The organism is Knoellia sp. 3-2P3 (assembly GCF_029223115.1).
Taxonomy (GTDB): Bacteria; Actinomycetota; Actinomycetes; order Actinomycetales; family Dermatophilaceae; genus Pedococcus_A.
Genome location: NZ_JARGZE010000003.1, coordinates 45,832 through 65,341 on the forward strand (window position 1 = coordinate 45,832; position 19,510 = coordinate 65,341).

Here is a 19,510-nt window from a genome sequence, read left to right on the forward strand (position 1 = left end):
CACGACGGTCAGGGCCGAAGGTCCCGGCGGGGTCAGAAGCCGAGCCGCTGCAGCTGCTTGGGGTCGCGCTGCCAGTCCTTGGCGACCTTCACGTGGAGGTCGAGGAAGACCTTCTGCCCCAGCAGCGCCTCGATGCCATGGCGGGCGTTGCTGCCCACCTCGCGCAGCCGCGACCCGCCCCGCCCGATGATGATCGCCTTCTGCGACGGCCGCTCGACGAAGACGTTCACGCGCACGTCGAGCAGCGGGCTGTCCTCCGGACGGCCTTCCCGCGGCACCATCTCCTCGACGACCACGGCGAGCGAGTGCGGCAGCTCGTCGCGGACGCCTTCCAGGGCCGCCTCGCGGACCAGCTCGGCGATCATGACGGCCTCGGGCTCGTCGGTCAGGACTCCCTCGGGGTAGAGCGGCCCCGGCGACGGCGGCAGGAACGAGGAGAGCACCCGGGCCACGTCCTCGACCTGGTCACCCTTGACCGCCGAGCAGGGCACGATCTCGTCCCACTCCCCCAGCTGGTCGATGGCGATCAGGTGCTCGGCCAGCCGGCCCTTGTCCACGCGGTCGGTCTTCGTCGCGATCGCCACCACCGGCCGACGCTTGGCGCGCTGGATCTCCTTGAGCTCGTTGGCGATGAACGTGTCACCCGGGCCGATGCGCTGGTCCGCGGGCAGGCAGAACCCGATGACGTCGACCTCGAGCAGCGTCTCGCGCACGACGTCGTTGAGGCGCTCGCCCAGCAGGGTGCGCGGCTTGTGCAGCCCGGGGGTGTCGACCAGCACCAGCTGCGACGCCGGGGTGGTGACGATGCCGCGGATGGTGTGCCGGGTCGTCTGCGGCTTGGAGGAGGTGATCGCGACCTTCTGTCCCACCAGGGCGTTGGTCAGCGTCGACTTCCCCGCGTTGGGCCGCCCGACGAGGCAGGCGAACCCGGCGGCATACCCGCTTTCACTGCGCTGGCTCATGACACACCCTCCCGGTCCGTGGGCTCCACCGTAGTGCGCTCCACCTCGTGCTCCGGCTCCGGCTCGGGCAGCCGCTCGACGATGACCGTCGCGATGCGGTGCCGGCGTCCGGCCATCCGCTCGGCTGTCAGCCTCAGGCCGGACACCTCGCAGCTCGACCCGAGGATCGGCACCCGGCCGATGGTCTTCCCGATGAGACCGCCGACGGTGTCGACCTCGTCCTCGTCGATGGCCACCTCGAAGAGGTCGGCCAGGTCGTCGATGTCCATCGTCGCGGGGACCCTGGTCGTGCCGTCCTCGAGGTGGTCCACCCCGGGCGCCTCGCGGTCGTACTCGTCGGCGATCTCGCCCACGATCTCCTCGAGGATGTCCTCGATGGTCACCAGGCCGGCGGTGCCGCCGTACTCGTCGACCACCATCGCGAAATGGCTCTGGTCCCTCTGCATCTCGCGCAGCAGGTCGTCGACGGGCTTGCTCTCGGGCACGTAGTGCATGGGCCGCATCAGGGCGGTGACCGGAATCGAGCCGGCCTCGGGGTCGGCGTTCACCCGACGCACGACGTCCTTGAAGTACAGCAGCCCCAGGACGTCGTCGGGGCCGTCGCCGACCACCGGGATGCGCGAGAAGCCCGAGCGCAGGAACAGCGACATCGCCGAGCGCAGCGGCCGGTCGCCGTCGATGGTGACCATGTCGGTGCGCGGCACCATGACCTCCCGGGCCACGGTGTCGCCGAGCTCGAAGACCGAGTGGATCATCTCCCGCTCCTCGGCCTCGATCAGCGCGCTCTCCCCCGCGAGGTCGACCAGGTCGCGCAGCTCCGACTCGCTCTGGAACGGGCCGTCGCGGTAGCCCCGGCCCGGCGTCACGGCGTTGCCGAGGGCGACGAGCAGCCGCGCCAGCGGCCCGAGCACCCGGCGCAGCCACACCACGGCCGGCGCCGAGACCAGGGCGATGGAGTCGGAGTGCTGGCGCCCCAGGGTGCGCGGCGAGACGCCGACGATGACGAACGACACCAGCGCCATGATCCCGATGGAGGTCAGGACCCGCAGGGCCAGCCCGTCGACGAGCTGGCTGACCGCGAACGTGATGAACACCGCTGTGGCCGCCTCCGCGACCACCCGCACGAACGCGAGCACCGAGAGGTATGCCGCGCCGTCGATGACGATGCGCTCCAACGCCTTCGCGCCGGCCCTGCCCTCCTCGAGCAGCTCGTGCGCGCGGATGCGCGAGGTGCGGAACAGGGCCGCCTCGGCGGCGGCGAGGAGGAAGGCGATGAGGAGGCTGAGCAGGGCCAGGAGGACGAGCTGGATCACCATGGGTCGATCACGTCCCCGGTCGGCCCCGTCCGGCCAGGAAGGTCAGCAGCAGCTGGCGCTGCAGCTCGAACATCTCGCGCTCCTCCTCCGGCTCGGCGTGGTCGTATCCGAGCAGGTGGAGGATCCCGTGGGTCGTCAGGAGCAGCAGCTCCTCCTCGGTGGCGTGGCCGGCCTCGGCCGCCTGCTTCGCGGCGACGCTGGGGCACAGCACGATGTCGCCGAGCACGCCCTCCTCGGGCTCGACGCCCTCGCGGCCGGGCCGCAGCTCGTCCATGGGGAAGGACATGACGTCGGTCGGACCGGGCAGGTCCATCCACTGCACGTGCAGGACCTCCATGGCCGGCTCGTCCACGAGGCGGATGCAGAGGTCGGCGCCCGGGTGCACGCGCATCTGCTCCATGACGTAGCGCGCGCAGGCCACCAGCTCGAGCTCGTCGAGCTGGTGGTCGGTCTCATTGAGAACGTCGACGCTCACGCTGCGCTCGCCCTCCCTGCTGGCGGTCGTCCCAGCGCCCGTAGGCGTCGACGATGGCGCCGACCAGGCGGTGCCGGACGACGTCGTGCGGGGTGAGCATCGCGAAGTGGATGTCCTCGACGCCCTCGAGGATCTCCTGCACGACCCGCAGGCCCGACCGGGTGCCGTCGGGGAGGTCCACCTGGGTGACGTCTCCGGTCACGACCATCTTGGAGCCGAAGCCCAGGCGCGTCAGGAACATCTTCATCTGCTCCGGCGAGGTGTTCTGCGCCTCGTCGAGGATGATGAACGCGTCGTTGAGCGTGCGGCCGCGCATGTAGGCCAGCGGCGCCACCTCGATGGTGCCGGCCGCCATGAGGCGCGGGATCGAGTCGGGGTCGACCATGTCGTGCAGCGCGTCGTAGAGCGGCCGCAGGTAGGGGTCGATCTTCTCGTTGAGCGTGCCGGGCAGGAAGCCGAGCCGCTCGCCCGCCTCGACCGCGGGACGGGTCAGGATGATCCGGTTGACCTGCTTGGCCTGCAGCGCCGCCACGGCCTTGGCCATGGCGAGGTAGGTCTTGCCGGTGCCCGCGGGACCGATGCCGAAGACGACGGTGTGCTCGTCGATCGCGTCGACGTAGTGCTTCTGGTTCAACGTCTTGGGCCGGATCGTGCGACCCCGCGAGGAGACGATGTTCATGGTCAGCACGTCGGCCGGCCGCTCGGCGGTCTGCGCCCGGAGCATGCCGATGGAGCGCTCGACGGCGTCGCGGTTGAGCGGCTGACCGCCCTCGATGACGAGCAGCAGCTCGTCGATGGTGCGCTCCACGAGGGCGACGTCGGCGCTCGGCCCGGTCATGTGGAACTCGTTGCCGCGCACGTGGATCGACACGAGCGGGAAGGCCCGCTCCATCGTGCGCAGGAGCTCGTCCCGCGGCCCCAGCAGCGTCACCATCTGCACCTCCGGCGGGATCACCACCGTGTGGGTCGGCGTCGGCCGGGACGTGCTCTCGGGCTGCCCCTCTGGCGGGGTCGGACGATCTGCGTCGTTCATGTTGTCGGCCAGTCTACGGTGCCGGTCAGCCGGGGGGCCACGTCAGTGGCCTGCCCCCGACGACGTGCACGTGCGCGTGGAACACCGACTGCTGGGCGTCGGGGCCGGTGTTGAAGACGGCCCGGTACCCCCGCTCCAGGCCCTCCATCCGCGCGACGTCTCCGACGGCCCGCACGACCTCGGCCAGCTCCTCCGGCGACACGTCGGCCAGCTCGGCCAACGTCGGCACGTGCCGCTTGGGCACGACGAGGACGTGGGTGGGTGCCTGCGGGTCGATGTCGCGGAAGGTCGTGGTGTTCGGCGTCTCGTGCACGACCGTGGCGGGGACCTCACCGGCGACGATGCGGCAGAAGAGGCAGTCGCGGCTGTCAGCGGCGCTCTCGGAAGCACTCATGGACCGAGACTATCGGCGCGTCAACCCCCGCCAGCCGCTGCGCGTCAGGGGCGCGTGAGAACGTTGGGCGTGGCCGAGAGAAGCGCTGGGGGACCGGCACCGGTAGTGGGTTCCCAGCATGCCGATGAGGCCATCGCCGACCTGTATGCCGCCCACTGGGCGGGCCTCGTGCGCCTGGCCTGGCTCCTCCTGCGCGACGACCAGCTGGCCGAGGAGGTCACCCAGGACGCCTTCATCTCCGTGCACGCCAGCTGGAGCTCGCTGCGCGACCACAGCCGGGCCGCGGCCTACCTGCGACGGTCCGTGGTCAACGGGGCGCGATCGCGACTGCGGCACCGGGGCGTCGAGGAGCGCTACCTCAACCGGGTGCAGGGCGAGCGGGCCACCTCCGGCGGCCACGAGCCCGGCCCGGAGGAGCGCGCCCTCGAGCACGAGTCCCACGTCGCGATGATCCGGGCGCTGACCCGGTTGTCACAGCGCCAGAGAGAGGTCCTGACCATGCGCTACTACCTCGACCTGAGCGAGGCGGAGATCTCCGACGCCCTCGGCATCTCCGCCGGCTCGGTCAAGGCACACGCCCACCGCGGGCTCGCTGCCCTGCGCGACACGATGGAGGCCCAGCGATGAGCCCCGGCCCCTTCGAGCACCCCGCTGCCGGCGAGGACGACCACACCGGCCTCACCCACGTCGAGCACAGGCTCCGCCACGCGCTGCACCACGAGGCCCAGCAGGTGCGGCCCTCCGACCGGCTCGACCACATCCTGGCCGCGTCGCGGCACGCAGCCGGGCAGGACGACGAGCGGCCGGGGCGACGACACTGGCTCGCTCCGCTGGCGGCCGCCGCGGCGGTCGCCGCCATCGCGGTCGCCGTGTGGGGCGGCACGCGGCCCGACGCGGCCGACCGGGGTCCCGCCGCTGCCCCGAGCACCCCCTCGCAGGGCCTTTCCGCACCCTCCTCCAGCGCACCGGACCCGACCGCCACCACCGGCCCCTCGTCGGAGCCGAGCGCGTCCTCGACGGCACCGCCGGCCGCCCGCCGCACCGCGCTGCCCGTCTACTTCGTGGGATCGGTGGGCGGCGACCGCCCGGTGTTCCGGCTCTTCCGGGAGTTCCTCCCGGCGAGCCTCCCGGTGGAGGCCACCGACGCGCAGAAGGCCACCGGGGCCCTGGCCCTGGCGATGGACGCGCAGCCGTTCAGCAACACCGACGGCTACCTCCAGCCGTGGTCGGGCACCACCGTCGACGACGTGGCCGTCACGCCCGACCTCATCACCGTGACCCTCAGCGGCCCGGGCTCCCCCGGCATCGACGACCGGGACGTGGCACGGGTGGCCGTGCAGTCCCTGGTCTGGACGGCGCAGGCGGCGGTGGGCAAGGGCACGATCCCCGTGACCTTCCGGGTCGCTGACGGCTCCACCGCGCTCTTCGGGGCCTTCCCGGCCGCGCAGCGCTACGACCGGCCGCCCAGCAGCGAGTCCTACCAGGACCTAGCGCCGATCTGGGTCACCTCCCCGGCTCGGGACGCGGCCCTGGGGGCCGGCCGGCCGGTCACCGTCAAGGGCGAGGCGACCGTCTTCGAGGCAACGCTGAGCTGGGAGCTGCTCCGGGGCGGCACCGTGCTGAAGAGCGGCCACACCACGGCGAGCACCGGGGCGCCGGAGCGCGGCACCTACTCGTTCTCCCTCGGGGCGCTGCCCCAGGGCAGCTACACGGTCCGCGTCTTCGAGCCGAGCATGGAGGACGGCAGGTCGGTCAACGCGGAGCGGCGGGTCAGCTTCTCGGTGACGCAGTCCGGGGGCTAGCTCCAGCGACCCGCGGCGGCGCTCAGCACCGCCAGGGCCGCAGGGCCGGCACTCGAGGAGCGCAGCACGGTCGAGCCGAGCCGCACCGCAACCGCCCCAGCCTCCTCGAGGGCGGCCAGCTCCTCGGGGCTGATGCCGCCCTCGGGGCCGACCACGACCAGCACGTCGCCCGACTCGGGCAGCGCCCGGCCGGCGAGCGGCGTGCTCGCGTCCTCGTGCAGCACGAGGGCCAGCGCGCTGCCGCGCACCCGCTCGACGAGGGCGCGCTGCGAGACTGGCTCGGCCACGACCGGCACCCTGCTGCGACGGGACTGCTTGGCAGCGGCCGTCACCACCGACTCCCACTTGCGCAGCGCCCTGGCCGCCCGGTCGCCGCGCCACACCACGATGCTGCGCGCGGCCTGCCAGGGCACGACCTCGTCGACACCGAGTTCGGTGGCGGACTCGATGGCCTGGTCGTCGCGGTCGGCCTTGGCCAGGGCCTGCACCAGGACCAGCCGCAGGGCCGGCTCCGGGTCCTCCTCGACGGCGGTGACCTCGAGCTCGAGCTCATCCCTGCCGGCGGAGACCACCGCGGCCGTCACGCGCGTGCCCCGGCCGTCGGAGAGGAGCACCGACTCCCCCACGCCGATGCGGCGCACGGTGGCGGCGTGCCGGCCCTCCGGCCCGTCGAGCAGCACCGAGCCACCGGCACGGGCGCCGGCGAGACGTTCGGGCGCGACGAGGAACAGGGGCAGCGTCACGGCATACGGCCTGTCTGGTCTGGGGGCCGGCCGGCCCCTACTTGCCCTTCAGGGCGTCGCGGAGCTTGCCGAACAGGCCCTGGCCCGCCGGCGCGAGGTGGCCCTCGGGCCGCTCCTCGCCGCGCAGGGCTGCGAACTGGCGCAGCAGCTCCTCCTGCTCGGCGTCGAGGCGGGTCGGCGTGATCACGTTGGCGTGCACGATGAGGTCGCCGCGCCCGGTGCCGCGCAGGTGGGTCACGCCGAGCCCGCGCAGGGTCATGGCGTCACCGGCCTGGGTGCCGGGCCGGATCTCGAGCTCGTTGATGCCGTCGAAGGTGTCGAGCTTCGCCGTGGTGCCGAGGGCCGCCGCGGTCATGGGCAGCTCGATCGTGCAGTGCAGGTCGTCGCCGCGACGCTGGAAGGTCGGGTGCGGCCGGACCGCGATCTCGACGTAGAGGTCACCCGCCGGGCCACCGCCCTGGCCGACCTCGCCCTCACCGGTGAGCTGGATCCGGGTGCCCGTGTCGACACCGGCCGGCACCTTGATCTTGAGGGTGCGCCGGGTGCGCACGCGACCGTCGCCGGAGCACTCGAAGCAGGGGCTGACGAGCACCTCGCCGTAGCCGTGGCAGGTCATGCACGGACGGCTGGTCATCACCTGGCCGAGGAAGGAGCGCTGCACCTGCTGGATCTCGCCGCGGCCGCCGCAGACGTCACAGGTGCGCCGGGACGTACCGGGCTGCGCACCGTCGCCGTGGCAGGTCTCGCAGACCACGGCGGTCTCGAGGGCAAGCTCGCTCTCCGCACCGAAGACGGCATCGGCGAGGTCGATGTCGAGGCGGACGAGCGCGTCCTGGCCGCGGCGCTGGCGCGAGCGCGGCCCGCGCTGCGCCCCACCGGCGCCCGGACCGAAGAACGCGTCCATGATGTCGCTGAAGGAGAAGCCCTGCCCGAAGCTCGCGGCTCCCGTGGCGTAGGGGTCGGCGCCCATGTCGTAGCTGCGCCGCTTCTCGGGGTCGCCGAGCACGTCGTAGGCCTGGGAGACCTTCTTGAACTGCTCCTCGGCCTCCGGACCCGGGTTGACGTCCGGGTGGAGCTGGCGCGCCTTCCTGCGGTAGGCGCGCTTGATCTCCTCGGCCGTGGCCTCGCGGGAGACACCGAGCTCCTGGTAGTAGTCGTTCAACGAATGTCCTTCTCCGTCATGCTGTTTCGGGCAGTACGTGGTGGCGCGCGGCGATCACCGGGCCGCGCTGGTCATTGGGACAGGATGCGCGAGACGTAGGCCGCGACCGCGCGCACCGACGCCATCGTGGTCGGGTAGTCCATGCGGGTGGGCCCTACGACGCCCATGCCGGCGACGAGGTCGGCGCCGGTGCCGTACTCGGTGGAGACCACCGACGTGGACTGCAGCCCGGCAAACGGGTTCTCGTGGCCGATCCGGACCGCGACCGCGTCCGGCCCGGCGTGGGCCTCCCCGAGCAGCTTCAGCAGCACGACGTGCTGCTCGAGTGCCTCGAGGACCGGGCCGATGCTGAGCGGGAAGTCCGTGCCGAACCGGGCCAGGTTGGCGGTGCCGGCCAGCACCACCCGCTCCTCGCGCTCCTCCACCAGGGCGTCCTCGAGCGAGCGCACCACGGCGCGCACCAGGTCGCGCTCGCCCGGCACGAACTGCTCGGGCAGCGCCTCCAGCGCGGCCGCGGCGTCGACCAGGCGCTTGCCGACGGCCTCGACGTTGACCTTGCCGCGCACCCGCGCCAGCAGGTCCTCGCCCTCGGCCGTCATGAGGTCGTGGTGCGACTCGAGCACCCGCTGCTCGACCCGGCCGGTGTTGACGATGAGCACGACCATCAGCCGCGACGCGCCGATGGGCACCAGCTCCACGTGGCGGACGCTGGAGCGGGTCAGCGAGGGGTACTGCATCACGGCGACCTGGCGGGTCAGCGAGGCCAGCAGCCGCACCGTGCGGTCGACGACGTCGTCGAGGTCGACCGCGCCCTCGAGGAACTGCGAGATGGCGGCACGCTCTGCCACGCTCAGCGGCTTCACCGCGCTCAGCCGGTCGACGAACAGCCGGTAGCCGGCGTCGGTGGGGATCCGTCCCGCGCTGGTGTGCGGCGCGGCGATGAGGCCCTCCTCCTCGAGGACGGCCATGTCGTTGCGCACGGTGGCAGCCGACACTCCGAGCTGGTGGCGCTCCAGCAGCGCCTTCGAACCGACGGGCTCGGAAGTCTGGACGTAGTCCTGGACGATGGCCCGCAGCACGGCCAGACGGCGCTCCTCGCTCATGCAGTCCTCCCGTCTCGTCCTGGTGGTGGCGCAAAGGGGTCGGTGAGGGTGCTGGCACTCACACCTTTCGAGTGCCAAGTCTACGTCGTGGTCGGCCCGTACGACGATTCCCGGCGTGCCCGCCACGACTGTCGCCCGCCACCCGCATAGCCTTCCCCGGTGACCGACAGGTATGGCTCCGACGTGCTCTCCGGCGACTGGCGTGCGCCCAAGGGCGGACGCTCCCGCGAGGTCGAGGCGGAGTCCGGCCTCGTGGTCGAGGACGTCGAGACCGGGTGGTGCGGGGCGGTCACCCGGGTCGAGAAGGCCGGCGGGATGCACGTGGTGCACCTCGAGGACCGGCGCGGCCGGTCGAAGGGCTTCCCCCTCGGCCCCGGCTTCCTCCTCGACGGACGACCGGTGGTGCTGACCCCGCCGAAGGCCGCTGCCCGCGCCCAGGTCGCGGCCGCCAGGCAGGCCGCCTCCCGCACCGCCAGCGGCTCGCGCGCGGTCCACGGCGCCAAGGCCAAGGTGGCCAGCGGGTCGCGCATCTTCGTCGAGGGGCGGCACGACGCCGAGCTCGTCGAGCGCGTCTGGGGTGACGACCTGCGCATCGAGGGCGTGGTCGTGGAGATGCTCGACGGCGTCGACGACCTCGAGGCGGCCATCCGGGACTTCCAGCCCGGCCCGGGCAGGCGCATGGGCGTGCTCGTCGACCACCTCGTCCCCGGCACCAAGGAGCACAAGGTGGTGGAGGCGGCCCAGCGCCTCCGGCCGTATGCCGCCCACGTCAAGGTCCTGGGCCACCCGTACGTCGACGTGTGGCAGTCGGTGCGGCCCGAGCGGCTGGGACTGCAGGCCTGGCCGGTGATTCCCCGCGGCACGTCGTGGAAGCACGGCATCTGCGCCCACCTCGGGTGGCCGCACGAGAGCCAGGCGGACATCGCCCGGGCGTGGAAGCAGATCCTCGGCACGGTGCGCAGCTACGCCGACCTCGAGCCCACCCTGCTCGCCAGCGTCGAGGAGCTGATCGACTTCGTCACCGCGCCGGGTCACTAGTCGCCCCGAGGTCCGGGCACGAGGTCGTCCCGGCCGCGCGGCTCAGGGGTTACCCGGACCGTGCCCTGAGCGCACCCCGAAAGGGGGTTCGGCCCGCCGCGGTGTGCGGTTGACTGGCACCAAGACCACAAGGAGAGACGCAGATGAGCGAGAACACGTCGTCCACGCCGGAGCCGCAGGCCCCGCAGGGACAGCCCTCCCAGCCGACGGCGCCGGGTGAGCCCCAGCTGCCGCCGCAGGAGCCGTCCCAGGAGCTGCCCCCGCCGCCCTATGAGCAGGAGCAGCCGTACGGGCAGGCGCAGGAGCAGCCGAACCAGCAGGGCTACTACCAGCAGCCGTACCAGCAGGGCTACCAGCAGCCGTATGCCGCGGCCGGTCCCGCACCGCTCTCGCCCACCGACGAGCGCAACTGGTCGATCGCGGCGCACCTGTCGCCGTTCCTCGCCTCGTTCGTCGGGCTGCCGTTCCTCGGCCCGCTGGTGATCTACCTGGTCTTCCGCGACCGCGGACCCTTCATCCGCCACCACGCCGCGCAGGCGCTGAACTTCCAGATCATCGTGGCCATCGGCATCCTGATCTCGGTCCCGCTGATGTTCGTGCTCGTCGGGTTCATCACGGCCGGCATCATCGCCGTCGCCGCGATCGTCTTCCAGATCGTCGCGGCGGTGGAGGCCAACAACGGCAAGTGGTACCGCTACCCCCTGACGCCCGACTGGGTGAAGTAGCCGAGCCCCCCGGACGGGCAGTCGCTGTCGTGGCGGCAGCCGCCCGTCCGGGGCTCAGCGCAGGCCGAGCAGGCGGCGCACTACGGTGTCGGCGAGCAGCCGGCCCCGGCGGGTCAGCACCGCCGCTCGGTCCCGCACCGCCGCCGTCCCGTCGAGCAGGCCGTCGGCGATGAGCCCGGCCACCGCCTCCCGGCCCTCGTCGCGCAGGTCGGCCAGCGGCAGCCCGTCGGCGAGCCGCACGCCGAGGAGCACCCGCTCGTCGTAGCGCTGCTCCTCCGTCAGCGTCTCCCGGCCGGCAGCCGGGCTCGCCCCGGAAGCCAGCCGGCCGGCATACGCGTTGGGGTGCTTGACGTTCCACCACCGCACGCCGCCGACGTGGCTGTGGGCACCGGGACCGACACCCCACCAGTTGCCGTCGGCCCAGTAGCCCTCGTTGTGGCGGCACCGGGCGGCCGGTGTCCGCGCCCAGTTGCTCACCTCGTACCAGTCGTAGCCGGCGGCGGCGAGCAGCTCGTCGGCGAGCTCGTACTTGGCCGCCTCGTCGTCGTCCTCGGGGGCCGGCACCTGGCCGCGGCGCACCTGGGCGGCGAGCTTGGTGCCCTCCTCGACGACGAGCGCGTAGGCGGAGACGTGGTCGGGGTCGAGGGCGACGGCCGCCTCGAGGCTGGCGCGCCAGTCCTCGAGGCTCTCCCCCGGCGTGCCGTAGATGAGGTCGACGCTGGTCTGCAGGCCCGCCGCTTTCGCAGCCTCGACGGCCCGGGCGACGTTGGCCGGCTCGTGGGTGCGCTCGAGCACCTTCAGCACGTGGGGCACCGCCGACTGCATGCCGACCGACACGCGCGTGAACCCGCCCTCGGCCAGCCGCTGCAGCGCCTCCGGCGTCACCGAGTCGGGGTTCGCCTCGGTCGTGACCTCGGCGCCCTCGGCCAGCCCGAAGACCTCCCGCACACCGTCGAGCATGCGCACGAGGTCGTCGGCGGCGAGCATGGTCGGCGTCCCTCCACCGACGAACACCGTCTCCACGGGCGGGGCCCCCTCGAGCACGCCACCGGCGAACCGCAGCTCGCGCAGCGCCGCGTCGGCGAACGTGTCGACGCTGGCGCCGTCGGCCCCGAGCTCGGTCAGTGTGTAGGTGTTGAAGTCGCAGTAGCCGCAGCGCACCGTGCAGAACGGCACGTGCAGGTAGATGCCGAAGGGGCGGGCCGGCAGGGTGGTCAGGGCCGACGCCGGGAGGCGTCCGTCGGGCGGCGCGGGGTCGCCCTCGGGCAGCGTGCTCGGCATGGGTCCATTCTCTCAGCCGCATCGTGGTCATTCGAACAGGGCGTGGTGCTCCGGCCACGGCGGGCGGGGGCGAGGAGGGCGCCGGTAGGTTGGCGCCCGTGCTGGTCCTGACCGATGACGACGTCCGCCGGCTGCTGCCGCCTCCGGCGGAGTGCGTCGAGCTCGCCGCCGCCGCGCTCACCGCCCTGGCCGACGGCCGGGCCGAGGCGCCGCCCAAGCCGGCCGTGCACACCCTGCCCGGCAGCTTCGCCAACGCGATGCCCGCCGCCTGGCCGGAGCGAGGGCTGCTGGGCTGCAAGTGGATCAGCATCTTCCCCGACAACCCGGCCCGCGGGCTGCCGACGGCGTCCGGCGTCATGGTCGTCAACGACGGCGAGACCGGTCTGCCGGTGTGCCTCATGCCGGCCGCCGAGCTGACCGCTGCCCGCACCGCCGCCGTCAGCGGGGCCTGCGTGCGCCACCTGGCGCCGCCACGGCCCGGCCACGTGGCCATCACCGGCGCCGGGGTGCAGGCCCGCTCGCACCTGCGCGTGCTCGAGGCCCTCGGGTGGCACGACGTGGTGGTGTGGGCCCGACGGACGGAGGCCCTCGACGCGCTGACGGCGTGGGCGGCCGAGGAGACCCCCTCCGTGCGGCTGCGGAGGGCGCCCGAGCCGGCCGGGGCCGTGCGGGGAGCCGCCGTCGTCGTGACCGCCCTCTCGATCGGGCTCACCGGCGCCGAGCTGCACCCGGAGTGGGTGCGCGACGACGCCCTGCTGCTCCCCCTCGACTACGCCAGCTCGGTCGGCCCGGCCCTCGCGGCGACCGCCCTTCTCGCGGCCGACGACGTCGTGCAGTTCGAGGCCGTGCGGAGCCAGCGGAAGCTGGGCGACTACCCGTCGCCCACGACGTGGACCGGTGCGCTGCTCGCAGCGAACCCGCGGGACAGGCCCACCGGCCGCGTCGTGTGCCAGAACCTCGGCAACGGCCTGAGCGACCTCGTCGTGGCCGACGCCGTCTGGCGCGCCGCCGGCGACGCGGGAGCCGGGCAGGTGGTTGGCGGCACCTCCACGTAAGGTCTGGACGTGAGCATCGGCTGGGTGGACCTCGACGGCGTCGTCAACATGCGGGATGTCGGGGGTCTGCCCACCATGGACGGGCGCACCGTGCGCACCGGCCGCCTGCTCCGCTCCGACAACCTCCAGGACCTGACCGAGCGCGACGTCCGGCGGCTCATCGACGACTTCGGGGTCACCGACATCGTCGACCTGCGCAGCAACGTGGAGTACCACACCGAGGGCCCCGGACCGCTGACCCGCACACCCCTGACCCACCACCGTCACTCGCTCTTCCGCGACGACGAGGTCGAGGTCACCGTCGAGGACGCGCTCGTGCTGCCGTGGCAGAAGGACGGCGTGCGTGAGCGCCTGGCCAGCCACGACGACGACTACTGGGCGAGCCACTACCTGGGCTACCTCGCCGACCGCCCGGACTCCGTGGCTGCGGCCCTCGAGGTCGTCGCCACGGCCCACGGGGCAACCGTCGTCCACTGCGCGGCCGGCAAGGACCGCACCGGCACGGTCGTGGGCCTGGCGCTCGCGGTGGCCGGTGTCCCCGACGAGGAGATCGTCGCCGACTACGTCGCCACCGCCGAGCGCATCGAGCGCATCATCGAGCGCCTGAGCGCCCGACCCGCCTACGCCGACAACCTCCGCGACCGACCGCTCGAGGACCACCTGCCCAGGCCCGAGACGATGGCGCGCATCCTCACGGTGCTCGACGAGCGGCACGGCGGCGCCGCCGGCTGGCTGGTCGAGCAGGGCTGGACCGAGGAGCAGGTGGCCGGGCTGCGTTCCAGCCTGGTGGGCTAGCTCGCCGGCCGGTCCGAGATGTGCAGCCGGATCACGCCCTGCACCACCGCAGTTCCGTCCTCCCGCACCCCGCGCACCCGCACCGGCACCTCCACCCGGCCAGCGGCCCAGTCCTGCGGGTCGGTCTCGGCGATGCAGCGGATGTCGCTGGTGGCCTTGGCGGTGTAGTCGACGCTCATGCCCTTGGGGATCCACCGCCGCCCCGGCGGGATGGTCGCCTCGGCAAGGGCTCCCATCGCGGCCTCGAGGCCGTTGCAGATGGCGATGACGTGCACGGTGCCGATGTGGTTCTGCACCCGGCGCCGCTTGGCGACCGTCAGCTCGGCGTAGTTCGGTCGCAGCTCCACGAAGCGGGGCCGGGAGGTGCGGAAGTAGGGCGCGGCCTGCTCGAAGACCAGGGAGAAGAGCCGCTTGCCCTGGGGGTATGCCGTGAGGCGCCGGTAGAGCGCGTAGGTGTCCACCATGGCGGCGATATTACCCGCCGGTAACCCAGGACGTGCTTTCGCCGAGATGGACCTCAGTCACACTCCGCGTCGGCGTGTCGTGGGGCGGAGCCCCATCTCGGCGAGCCGCACGCGCAGGCGAGCGCGCCAGCGGCCGCCTGCACGCGGCATACCGGGCTGGTTACTTCTTCTTGTCGGCTGCGCTGCTGTCGGACGACAGCGCCGCGATGAAGGCCTCCGGCGGGACCTCGACGGTGCCGATGTTCTTCATCCGCTTCTTGCCGGCCTTCTGCTTCTCGAGCAGCTTGCGCTTGCGGCTGATGTCGCCGCCGTAGCACTTGGCGAGCACGTCCTTGCGGATGGCGCGGATGTTCTCGCGGGCGATGATGCGCGCCCCGATGGCGGCCTGGATCGGCACCTCGAACTGCTGGCGCGGGATGAGGTCCTTGAGCTTGCTGGCCATCATCACGCCGTAGGCGTAGGCCTTGTCCTTGTGCACGATCGCGCTGAACGCGTCGACGGTCTCGCCCTGGAGCAGGATGTCGACCTTGACGAGGTCGGCGACCTGGTCGCCGTCAGGCTCGTAGTCGAGCGAGGCGTAGCCGCGGGTGCGCGACTTGAGCTGGTCGAAGAAGTCGAAGACGATCTCGGCGAGCGGCAGCGTGTAGCGCATCTCGACGCGGTCCTCGGACAGGTAGTCCATGCCGCGCAGGCTCCCCCGCTTCTGCTGGCATAGCTCCATGATGGCGCCGATGAACTCGCTCGGCGCGAGGATGGTCGCCCGCACCACCGGCTCGCGCACCTCGGAGATCTTCCCGTACGGGAACTCGCTCGGGTTGGTGACGACCAGGGTCTTGCCGTCGTCCATCGTCACGTCGTAGACGACGTTGGGCAGCGTCGAGATGAGGTCGAGGTCGAACTCGCGCTCGAGCCGCTCACGGACGATCTCGAGGTGGAGCATGCCGAGGAACCCGATGCGGAAGCCGAAGCCGAGGGCCGCGGACGTCTCCGGCTCGTAGACCAGCGCCGCGTCGTTGAGCTTGAGCTTGTCGAGGGCGTCGCGCAGGTCGGGGTAGTCCGAGCCGTCGATCGGGTACAGCCCGGAGAACACCATCGGCTTGGGGTCGCGGTAGCCGCCGAGTGCCTCCTTGGCCGGCTTGGCGGCGTTGGTGACGGTGTCACCGACACGGGACTGGCGCACGTCCTTCACGCCGGTGATGAGGTAGCCGACCTCGCCGACGCCGAGGCCCTTGGACGGCACCGGCTCGGGTGAGATGACGCCGATCTCGAGCAGCTCGTGCGTGGCCCTCGTCGACATCATCTGGATCCGCTCGCGCGGGTTGAGGTTGCCGTCGATCACCCGGACGTAGGTCACCACACCGCGGTAGGTGTCGTAGACGGAGTCGAAGATCATGGCGCGGGCCGGCGCGTCGGCATCGCCCACCGGCGAGGGGAACTGCTTGACGATCTGGTCGAGCAGCGGCTCGACCCCGAACCCGGTCTTCCCCGACACCTGCAGGCAGTCCTCCGGCTCGCAGCCGATGAGGCCGGCGAGCTCCTCGGCGAACTTCTCCGGCTGCGCCGCGGGGAGGTCGATCTTGTTGAGCACCGGGATGATCGTGAGCTCGTTCTCCATGGCCAGGTAGAGGTTGGCCAGGGTCTGGGCCTCGATGCCCTGCGCGGCGTCGACGAGCAGCACGGCGCCCTCGCACGCGGCGAGGGAGCGGGACACCTCGTAGGTGAAGTCGACGTGCCCGGGGGTGTCGATCATGTTCAGCGCGTAGGTCGTGCCGTCGAGCTCCCACGGCATGCGCACGGCCTGGGACTTGATGGTGATGCCGCGCTCGCGCTCGATGTCCATCCGGTCGAGGTACTGCGCGCGCATGGCCCGCTCGTCGACCACGCCGGTGATCTGGAGCATCCGGTCGGCGAGGGTCGACTTGCCGTGGTCGATGTGGGCGATGATGCAGAAGTTCCGGATCAGCTCCGGCGGCGTTGCGTGCGGCTGCAGCGCGGTGCGGGCCATGGGTGACACGGGTTCTTCAGACCTCTTCGGCGAGTCGGGGGCGGATCGACCCATCCTCCCATGCGCAGCCGTATGCCGGTGACGCACCGCTCGCGGTTCGGGGTATCGGTGCGCGCCATGGCACACGTCGATACCCCGAACCGCGAGAGGTCAGAGGCGAGGGGTCAGAGGCGCGAGGTGCCGTCGTAGCCGCCGGAGGGGGCAGACAGGCCGAAGAGCGCCCCAACCGTCGGGGCGACGTCGAGGGTGTGCGCCACGTCGGTGCGCACCTCGCCGAACGCGATCCGTCGCGACCCGCCCGCGAGGAAGAACGGGATCGGCTCGGTGGCGGGGTGCCCGTGGTTGCCGGGGATGGGGTTGGAGTACACCGCGGGGTCACTGAACCGCCAGCCCGCCCTGCAGTAGGCGACGACGTCACCGGCCTCGGGGCCGAGCCGCAGGTCGGACGGCACGTGGGTCGACAGCACGCCGGCCACTCCCCCGGCGACCTCGCGCATCCGGGTCACCGCCGCGGCGCGGTCGGCCTCGGCGCCGGTCCAGTAGAGGAGGTCGGCGCCGCCGTTCTGCGCGACCTGCACGCGGCCGGTGAGCAGCGGGTCGGCCTCGAGCGCCGGGGCGAGCGACACGACGCGAGTCGGCACCGACCAGTCCATCGAGTGGTCCGCGAGCACGACGAGCACCGAGCTCTCCCACCGGCCGGTGTCCTTCAGGTGCTGGACGAACCGGCCGACCTGCTGGTCGGTGGAGGCCAGCGCGGCGGTCCGGGCCGCGGCCAGCGTCGTCGAGCCCGTGAGGTCGGAGTGTCCGACCCGGTCGATGTCACCGAGGTTGGTGAACACGAGGTCGGGGTCGACGCTGTCGACCATCGAGATGAGGGCGTCCGTGGTGAAGGCGTCCGGCGCGTGGTTGGTGACGGGCACCAGCGGCGAGGGCTCCCAGCGGTAGGTCGCGCGGGTCCCGAAGATCCCGTAGAGGTACGACTTCGACAGCACGGTGCCGGTGCGGTAGCCGGCGGCGTTCAGCCGCTCGAGGAGCGTCGGGAAGCGCAGGTCGCTCGACCGGTCCAGGGTGCGCTCGGCGCCCTCGCTCCGGTCGAAGACCGCGTTGGCCGGCACGCCGCTGCGGTCGGGGCGCACGCCGGTCATCATCATCACGTGGTTGGGGATGGTCTCCATCACCGGCAGCGAGCGGGCGTTCGGGTACCACGTGCCGGCCTGGCGCAACGCGTGCAGGTTCGGCGTCAGGTCGGGGGTCACCTCGTCGGGACGGCAGCCGTCCGTGACGAGCACGTAGACACGGGTGCGGGCGCCCGCCGCCGCGGCGGCGAGGGGCGCGCCGGCGGCCGCCGAGAGCACCACGACGCCGCCGAGGGCACCGGCGGCGCGCAGGAAGGTGCGGCGCGACGTGGCGCCACCGTGCGGCATACCGGTCGTCGGGGTCATCGCGCCTCCCCCGTCGCTGCGGTGAGCTTGTTACTGCCGACGGCCACCTTCCAGCCCGTCGACCACGTCGAGGTGGCCGCCTGGTCGGCGCGGTCGCTGGTGACGTACCAGTCCATCTGGGTCTCCTGGGGGGTGATCGTGAGCACGGAGTAGCCGTGGCTGTCGAAGTCGAGGTGCTTCACGTGGCGGTTGCTGGCCCTGATCGCGTCCTCGACGGCCAGCGAGCTGGTGCGCGGCGGCGACCCGGTGAGGTCGTCGAGGTTGTTGGACGTCACCGAGGTGGCGACCAGCTCGACGCCGACCGTGCGGCTGAGCGGGTAGGTGCCCGGGTCGACCGGCAGCTCGCAGGCCCAGGCCGAGTGGATGTCGCCGGTCAGGAAGAGGGTGTTGGCGATGCCGCGGTCGGCGAGGAAGTCGACGAGCTCGCGGCGGTCGGCGGTGTAGCCGTCCCACTGGTCGACGTTGTAGGGCGCGCCGTCGCGGGGAAGGATGCCGGTCAGGTCGGCGATCGGCCCGGCGACGTGCTGGTCGAGCGGCGGGAAGAGGACGGGGCTGACCATCACCGGGTTGCCGACGAGCTTCCAGGTGGCGTCGCCCTCGGCGAGGCGGTCCTTGAGGAACTGCATCTGTGCGTCGCCGGTGATGGTCCGGGACGGGTCGCCCGTGGAGCCCGGGTCGGTGGTGGCGGCCTGCTGGCTGCGGTAGCTGCGCAGGTCGAGCATCGTCAGGTCGGCGAGCCGGCCGAACTGCAGGTGGCGGTAGACCTGCACGCCGTCGCCGGCCACAGCCGTGCCGGACAGCCGGACCGGCATCCACTCGTCGTAGGCCGTGCGCGCCACGGCTTTGCGGGTGGCCCAGTCGCCCTCGTCGGGCTGGTGGTTCTCGGCACCACCGGACCAGGCGTCGTTGGCGCTCTCGTGGTCGTCCCAGGTGGTGACCCACGGCACGGCCGCGTGCAGGGCCTGAAGGTCGGGGTCGGTCTTGTACTGCGCGTGGCGCTGGCGGTAGTCGGCCAGCGACACCATCTCGTGGGCCGGCTCGTGGGCGCGGACGACGCGGTTGGACTGGCCGTTCGCGTACTCGCCCGTGCCGTACTCGTAGAGGTAGTCACCCATGTGCAGCACCGCGTCGAGGTCGCCGCGGGCCGCGAGGTGGCGATAGGCCGAGAAGTAGCCCGCCTCCCAGTTGGAGCACGAGACCAGGGCGAGGCGGAGCCGTTCGGGCGTGGCGGTGGGCGCCGGTGCGGTGCGGGTGCGGCCGACCGGTGAGGTCGCGCCGTCGAGCGTGAAGCGGTACCAGTGGTCGGTCGCGGGGGCCAACCCCCGGGCGTCGACCTTGACGGTGTGGTCGCGCTCCGGGCCGGTCGCCGTCGAGCCCTGCGCGACGACCCGGCGGAACTCGGGGTCGGTGGCCACCTGCCAGCCGACGGCGACCCGCGGGCCGGCACCCGAGCCCGGCAGGGCGTCGGAGGTGGGGGTCACGCGGGTCCACAGCACCACGGCGTCGGGAAGCGGGTCACCGGACGCGACCCCGTGGCGGAAGACGGGGGTGGCGTCAGCGCCGGTGGAGCTGCCGGCGGTCGTGCTGCGGGTGGTCGGGGCGGCTGTCGCGGCCTGGGCGAGCGCGCCGCCGGCACCGAGGGTGCCCGCGGCCGCCGCCGAGCCGGCGAGGAAGGTCCGTCGTTCGATCATGGTCACGCAGCCTCAACGAGGCGG

19 protein-coding genes are annotated in these 19,510 nt (G+C 72.5%); 6 read left to right on the forward strand and 13 right to left on the reverse strand.

Annotated elements, in window-relative coordinates; genetic code table 11:
• Nucleotides 1–32 precede the first annotated feature (32 nt).
• Genes era through P0Y31_RS10390 form a run of 5 tightly spaced genes read right to left on the reverse strand, consistent with a single transcriptional unit; the run spans nucleotide 33 to nucleotide 4,180 of the window.
• Nucleotides 33–962 carry a GTPase Era gene (era, locus tag P0Y31_RS10370; RefSeq protein WP_275869067.1) on the reverse strand — a complete coding sequence of 310 codons (930 nt, stop codon included), beginning with the start codon at nucleotides 960–962 and terminating at the stop codon, nucleotides 33–35.
• Entirely contained in the window at nucleotides 959–2,278 is a 1,320-nt protein-coding gene (locus tag P0Y31_RS10375; RefSeq protein ID WP_275869069.1) for a hemolysin family protein, read from the reverse strand. The genes era and P0Y31_RS10375 overlap by 4 nt, the downstream gene beginning before the upstream one ends.
• 7 nt (nucleotides 2,279–2,285) lie before the next feature.
• Nucleotides 2,286–2,753 carry an rRNA maturation RNase YbeY gene (gene ybeY / locus P0Y31_RS10380; RefSeq protein WP_275808745.1) on the reverse strand — a complete coding sequence of 156 codons (468 nt, stop codon included), beginning with the start codon at nucleotides 2,751–2,753 and terminating at the stop codon, nucleotides 2,286–2,288.
• A complete protein-coding gene (locus P0Y31_RS10385; protein ID WP_275869071.1) occupies nucleotides 2,731–3,786 on the reverse strand; it encodes a PhoH family protein in 1,056 nt (351 codons plus the stop codon). Before P0Y31_RS10385 ends, ybeY begins: the two co-directional genes overlap by 23 nt.
• Nucleotides 3,787–3,811: 25 nt before the next feature.
• Nucleotides 3,812–4,180 (reverse strand): histidine triad nucleotide-binding protein, encoded by a 369-nt coding sequence (locus P0Y31_RS10390; RefSeq protein WP_275869073.1) that lies wholly within the window; start codon nucleotides 4,178–4,180, stop codon nucleotides 3,812–3,814.
• 105 nt (nucleotides 4,181–4,285) lie between these two features.
• Here P0Y31_RS10390 and P0Y31_RS10395 point away from each other — a divergent pair, with 105 nt between their 5' ends.
• Together P0Y31_RS10395 and P0Y31_RS10400 are read left to right on the forward strand one after the other, a co-directional pair.
• Nucleotides 4,286–4,807, forward strand: a complete 522-nt coding sequence (locus P0Y31_RS10395; RefSeq protein WP_275869076.1) for a SigE family RNA polymerase sigma factor — start codon at nucleotides 4,286–4,288, stop codon at nucleotides 4,805–4,807.
• Nucleotides 4,804–5,982, forward strand: coding sequence for a Gmad2 immunoglobulin-like domain-containing protein (locus tag P0Y31_RS10400; RefSeq protein WP_275869079.1), 1,179 nt, complete (start codon nucleotides 4,804–4,806; stop codon nucleotides 5,980–5,982). The genes P0Y31_RS10395 and P0Y31_RS10400 overlap by 4 nt, the downstream gene beginning before the upstream one ends.
• Here P0Y31_RS10400 and P0Y31_RS10405 read toward each other — a convergent pair.
• The 3 genes from P0Y31_RS10405 to hrcA all read right to left on the reverse strand — a co-directional run bounded on the left by P0Y31_RS10405 (nucleotide 5,979) and on the right by hrcA (nucleotide 8,990).
• On the reverse strand, nucleotides 5,979–6,725 hold the full coding sequence (locus tag P0Y31_RS10405) for a 16S rRNA (uracil(1498)-N(3))-methyltransferase (protein WP_275869081.1): 747 nt from the start codon (nucleotides 6,723–6,725) through the stop codon (nucleotides 5,979–5,981). The two genes, P0Y31_RS10400 and P0Y31_RS10405, sit on opposite strands and share 4 nt — an antisense overlap.
• Nucleotides 6,726–6,762: 37 nt before the next feature.
• Complete coding sequence (gene dnaJ, locus P0Y31_RS10410) at nucleotides 6,763–7,887, reverse strand: molecular chaperone DnaJ (RefSeq protein WP_275869083.1); 1,125 nt, start codon at nucleotides 7,885–7,887, stop codon at nucleotides 6,763–6,765.
• A 71-nt stretch (nucleotides 7,888–7,958) separates the two neighbouring features.
• A complete protein-coding gene (gene hrcA / locus P0Y31_RS10415) occupies nucleotides 7,959–8,990 on the reverse strand; it encodes a heat-inducible transcriptional repressor HrcA (RefSeq protein WP_275869085.1) in 1,032 nt (343 codons plus the stop codon).
• A 159-nt stretch (nucleotides 8,991–9,149) separates the two neighbouring features.
• Between hrcA and P0Y31_RS10420 the strand changes: the two genes are divergently transcribed.
• Both P0Y31_RS10420 and P0Y31_RS10425 read left to right on the forward strand, forming a co-directional pair.
• On the forward strand, nucleotides 9,150–10,028 hold the full coding sequence (locus P0Y31_RS10420; protein ID WP_275869087.1) for a DUF3097 domain-containing protein: 879 nt from the start codon (nucleotides 9,150–9,152) through the stop codon (nucleotides 10,026–10,028).
• A gap of 143 nt (nucleotides 10,029–10,171) precedes the next feature.
• A complete protein-coding gene (locus P0Y31_RS10425; protein WP_275869090.1) occupies nucleotides 10,172–10,753 on the forward strand; it encodes a DUF4870 domain-containing protein in 582 nt (193 codons plus the stop codon).
• A 54-nt stretch (nucleotides 10,754–10,807) separates the two neighbouring features.
• Here P0Y31_RS10425 and hemW read toward each other — a convergent pair whose 3' ends face one another.
• The gene (gene hemW / locus P0Y31_RS10430) at nucleotides 10,808–12,034 is read right to left on the reverse strand and encodes a radical SAM family heme chaperone HemW (RefSeq protein WP_275869093.1); all 1,227 of its coding nucleotides are present in this window, start codon (nucleotides 12,032–12,034) and stop codon (nucleotides 10,808–10,810) included.
• Between the two features lie 98 nt (nucleotides 12,035–12,132).
• Here hemW and P0Y31_RS10435 point away from each other — a divergent pair, with 98 nt between their 5' ends.
• Both P0Y31_RS10435 and P0Y31_RS10440 read left to right on the forward strand, forming a co-directional pair.
• Nucleotides 12,133–13,089 carry an ornithine cyclodeaminase family protein gene (locus P0Y31_RS10435; protein ID WP_275869096.1) on the forward strand — a complete coding sequence of 319 codons (957 nt, stop codon included), beginning with the start codon at nucleotides 12,133–12,135 and terminating at the stop codon, nucleotides 13,087–13,089.
• A gap of 9 nt (nucleotides 13,090–13,098) precedes the next feature.
• The gene (locus tag P0Y31_RS10440; RefSeq protein ID WP_345803632.1) at nucleotides 13,099–13,884 is read left to right on the forward strand and encodes a tyrosine-protein phosphatase; all 786 of its coding nucleotides are present in this window, start codon (nucleotides 13,099–13,101) and stop codon (nucleotides 13,882–13,884) included.
• On the opposite strand, the gene P0Y31_RS10445 is transcribed toward P0Y31_RS10440, so the two are convergent.
• The 4 genes from P0Y31_RS10445 to P0Y31_RS10460 form a co-directional block, all read right to left on the reverse strand.
• On the reverse strand, nucleotides 13,881–14,348 hold the full coding sequence (locus P0Y31_RS10445) for a hotdog fold domain-containing protein (protein WP_275869099.1): 468 nt from the start codon (nucleotides 14,346–14,348) through the stop codon (nucleotides 13,881–13,883). The two genes, P0Y31_RS10440 and P0Y31_RS10445, sit on opposite strands and share 4 nt — an antisense overlap.
• 160 nt (nucleotides 14,349–14,508) lie before the next feature.
• The gene (lepA, locus tag P0Y31_RS10450; RefSeq protein WP_275869102.1) at nucleotides 14,509–16,353 is read right to left on the reverse strand and encodes a translation elongation factor 4; all 1,845 of its coding nucleotides are present in this window, start codon (nucleotides 16,351–16,353) and stop codon (nucleotides 14,509–14,511) included.
• A gap of 164 nt (nucleotides 16,354–16,517) precedes the next feature.
• Nucleotides 16,518–17,795, reverse strand: a complete 1,278-nt coding sequence (locus P0Y31_RS10455; RefSeq protein ID WP_275869105.1) for a nucleotide pyrophosphatase/phosphodiesterase family protein — start codon at nucleotides 17,793–17,795, stop codon at nucleotides 16,518–16,520.
• Nucleotides 17,792–19,486 (reverse strand): alkaline phosphatase D family protein, encoded by a 1,695-nt coding sequence (locus P0Y31_RS10460; RefSeq protein WP_275869108.1) that lies wholly within the window; start codon nucleotides 19,484–19,486, stop codon nucleotides 17,792–17,794. The genes P0Y31_RS10455 and P0Y31_RS10460 overlap by 4 nt, the downstream gene beginning before the upstream one ends.
• Nucleotides 19,487–19,510: the final 24 nt, after the last annotated feature.

What these genes read in the sequence shown, in the direction of transcription:
- hemW (WP_275869093.1), bottom strand. Translation starts at nt 12,034, where the DNA reads ATGCCGAGCACGCTGCCCGAGGGCGACCCCGCGCCGCCCGACGGACGC.
- P0Y31_RS10400 (WP_275869079.1), top strand. Translation starts at nt 4,804, where the DNA reads ATGAGCCCCGGCCCCTTCGAGCACCCCGCTGCCGGCGAGGACGACCAC.
- P0Y31_RS10460 (WP_275869108.1), bottom strand. Translation starts at nt 19,486, where the DNA reads ATGATCGAACGACGGACCTTCCTCGCCGGCTCGGCGGCGGCCGCGGGC.
- P0Y31_RS10375 (WP_275869069.1), bottom strand. Translation starts at nt 2,278, where the DNA reads ATGGTGATCCAGCTCGTCCTCCTGGCCCTGCTCAGCCTCCTCATCGCC.
- P0Y31_RS10425 (WP_275869090.1), top strand. Translation starts at nt 10,172, where the DNA reads ATGAGCGAGAACACGTCGTCCACGCCGGAGCCGCAGGCCCCGCAGGGA.
- lepA (WP_275869102.1), bottom strand. Translation starts at nt 16,353, where the DNA reads ATGGCCCGCACCGCGCTGCAGCCGCACGCAACGCCGCCGGAGCTGATC.
- hrcA (WP_275869085.1), bottom strand. Translation starts at nt 8,990, where the DNA reads ATGAGCGAGGAGCGCCGTCTGGCCGTGCTGCGGGCCATCGTCCAGGAC.
- P0Y31_RS10445 (WP_275869099.1), bottom strand. Translation starts at nt 14,348, where the DNA reads ATGGTGGACACCTACGCGCTCTACCGGCGCCTCACGGCATACCCCCAG.
- P0Y31_RS10390 (WP_275869073.1), bottom strand. Translation starts at nt 4,180, where the DNA reads ATGAGTGCTTCCGAGAGCGCCGCTGACAGCCGCGACTGCCTCTTCTGC.
- P0Y31_RS10385 (WP_275869071.1), bottom strand. Translation starts at nt 3,786, where the DNA reads ATGAACGACGCAGATCGTCCGACCCCGCCAGAGGGGCAGCCCGAGAGC.
- era (WP_275869067.1), bottom strand. Translation starts at nt 962, where the DNA reads ATGAGCCAGCGCAGTGAAAGCGGGTATGCCGCCGGGTTCGCCTGCCTC.
- P0Y31_RS10455 (WP_275869105.1), bottom strand. Translation starts at nt 17,795, where the DNA reads ATGACCCCGACGACCGGTATGCCGCACGGTGGCGCCACGTCGCGCCGC.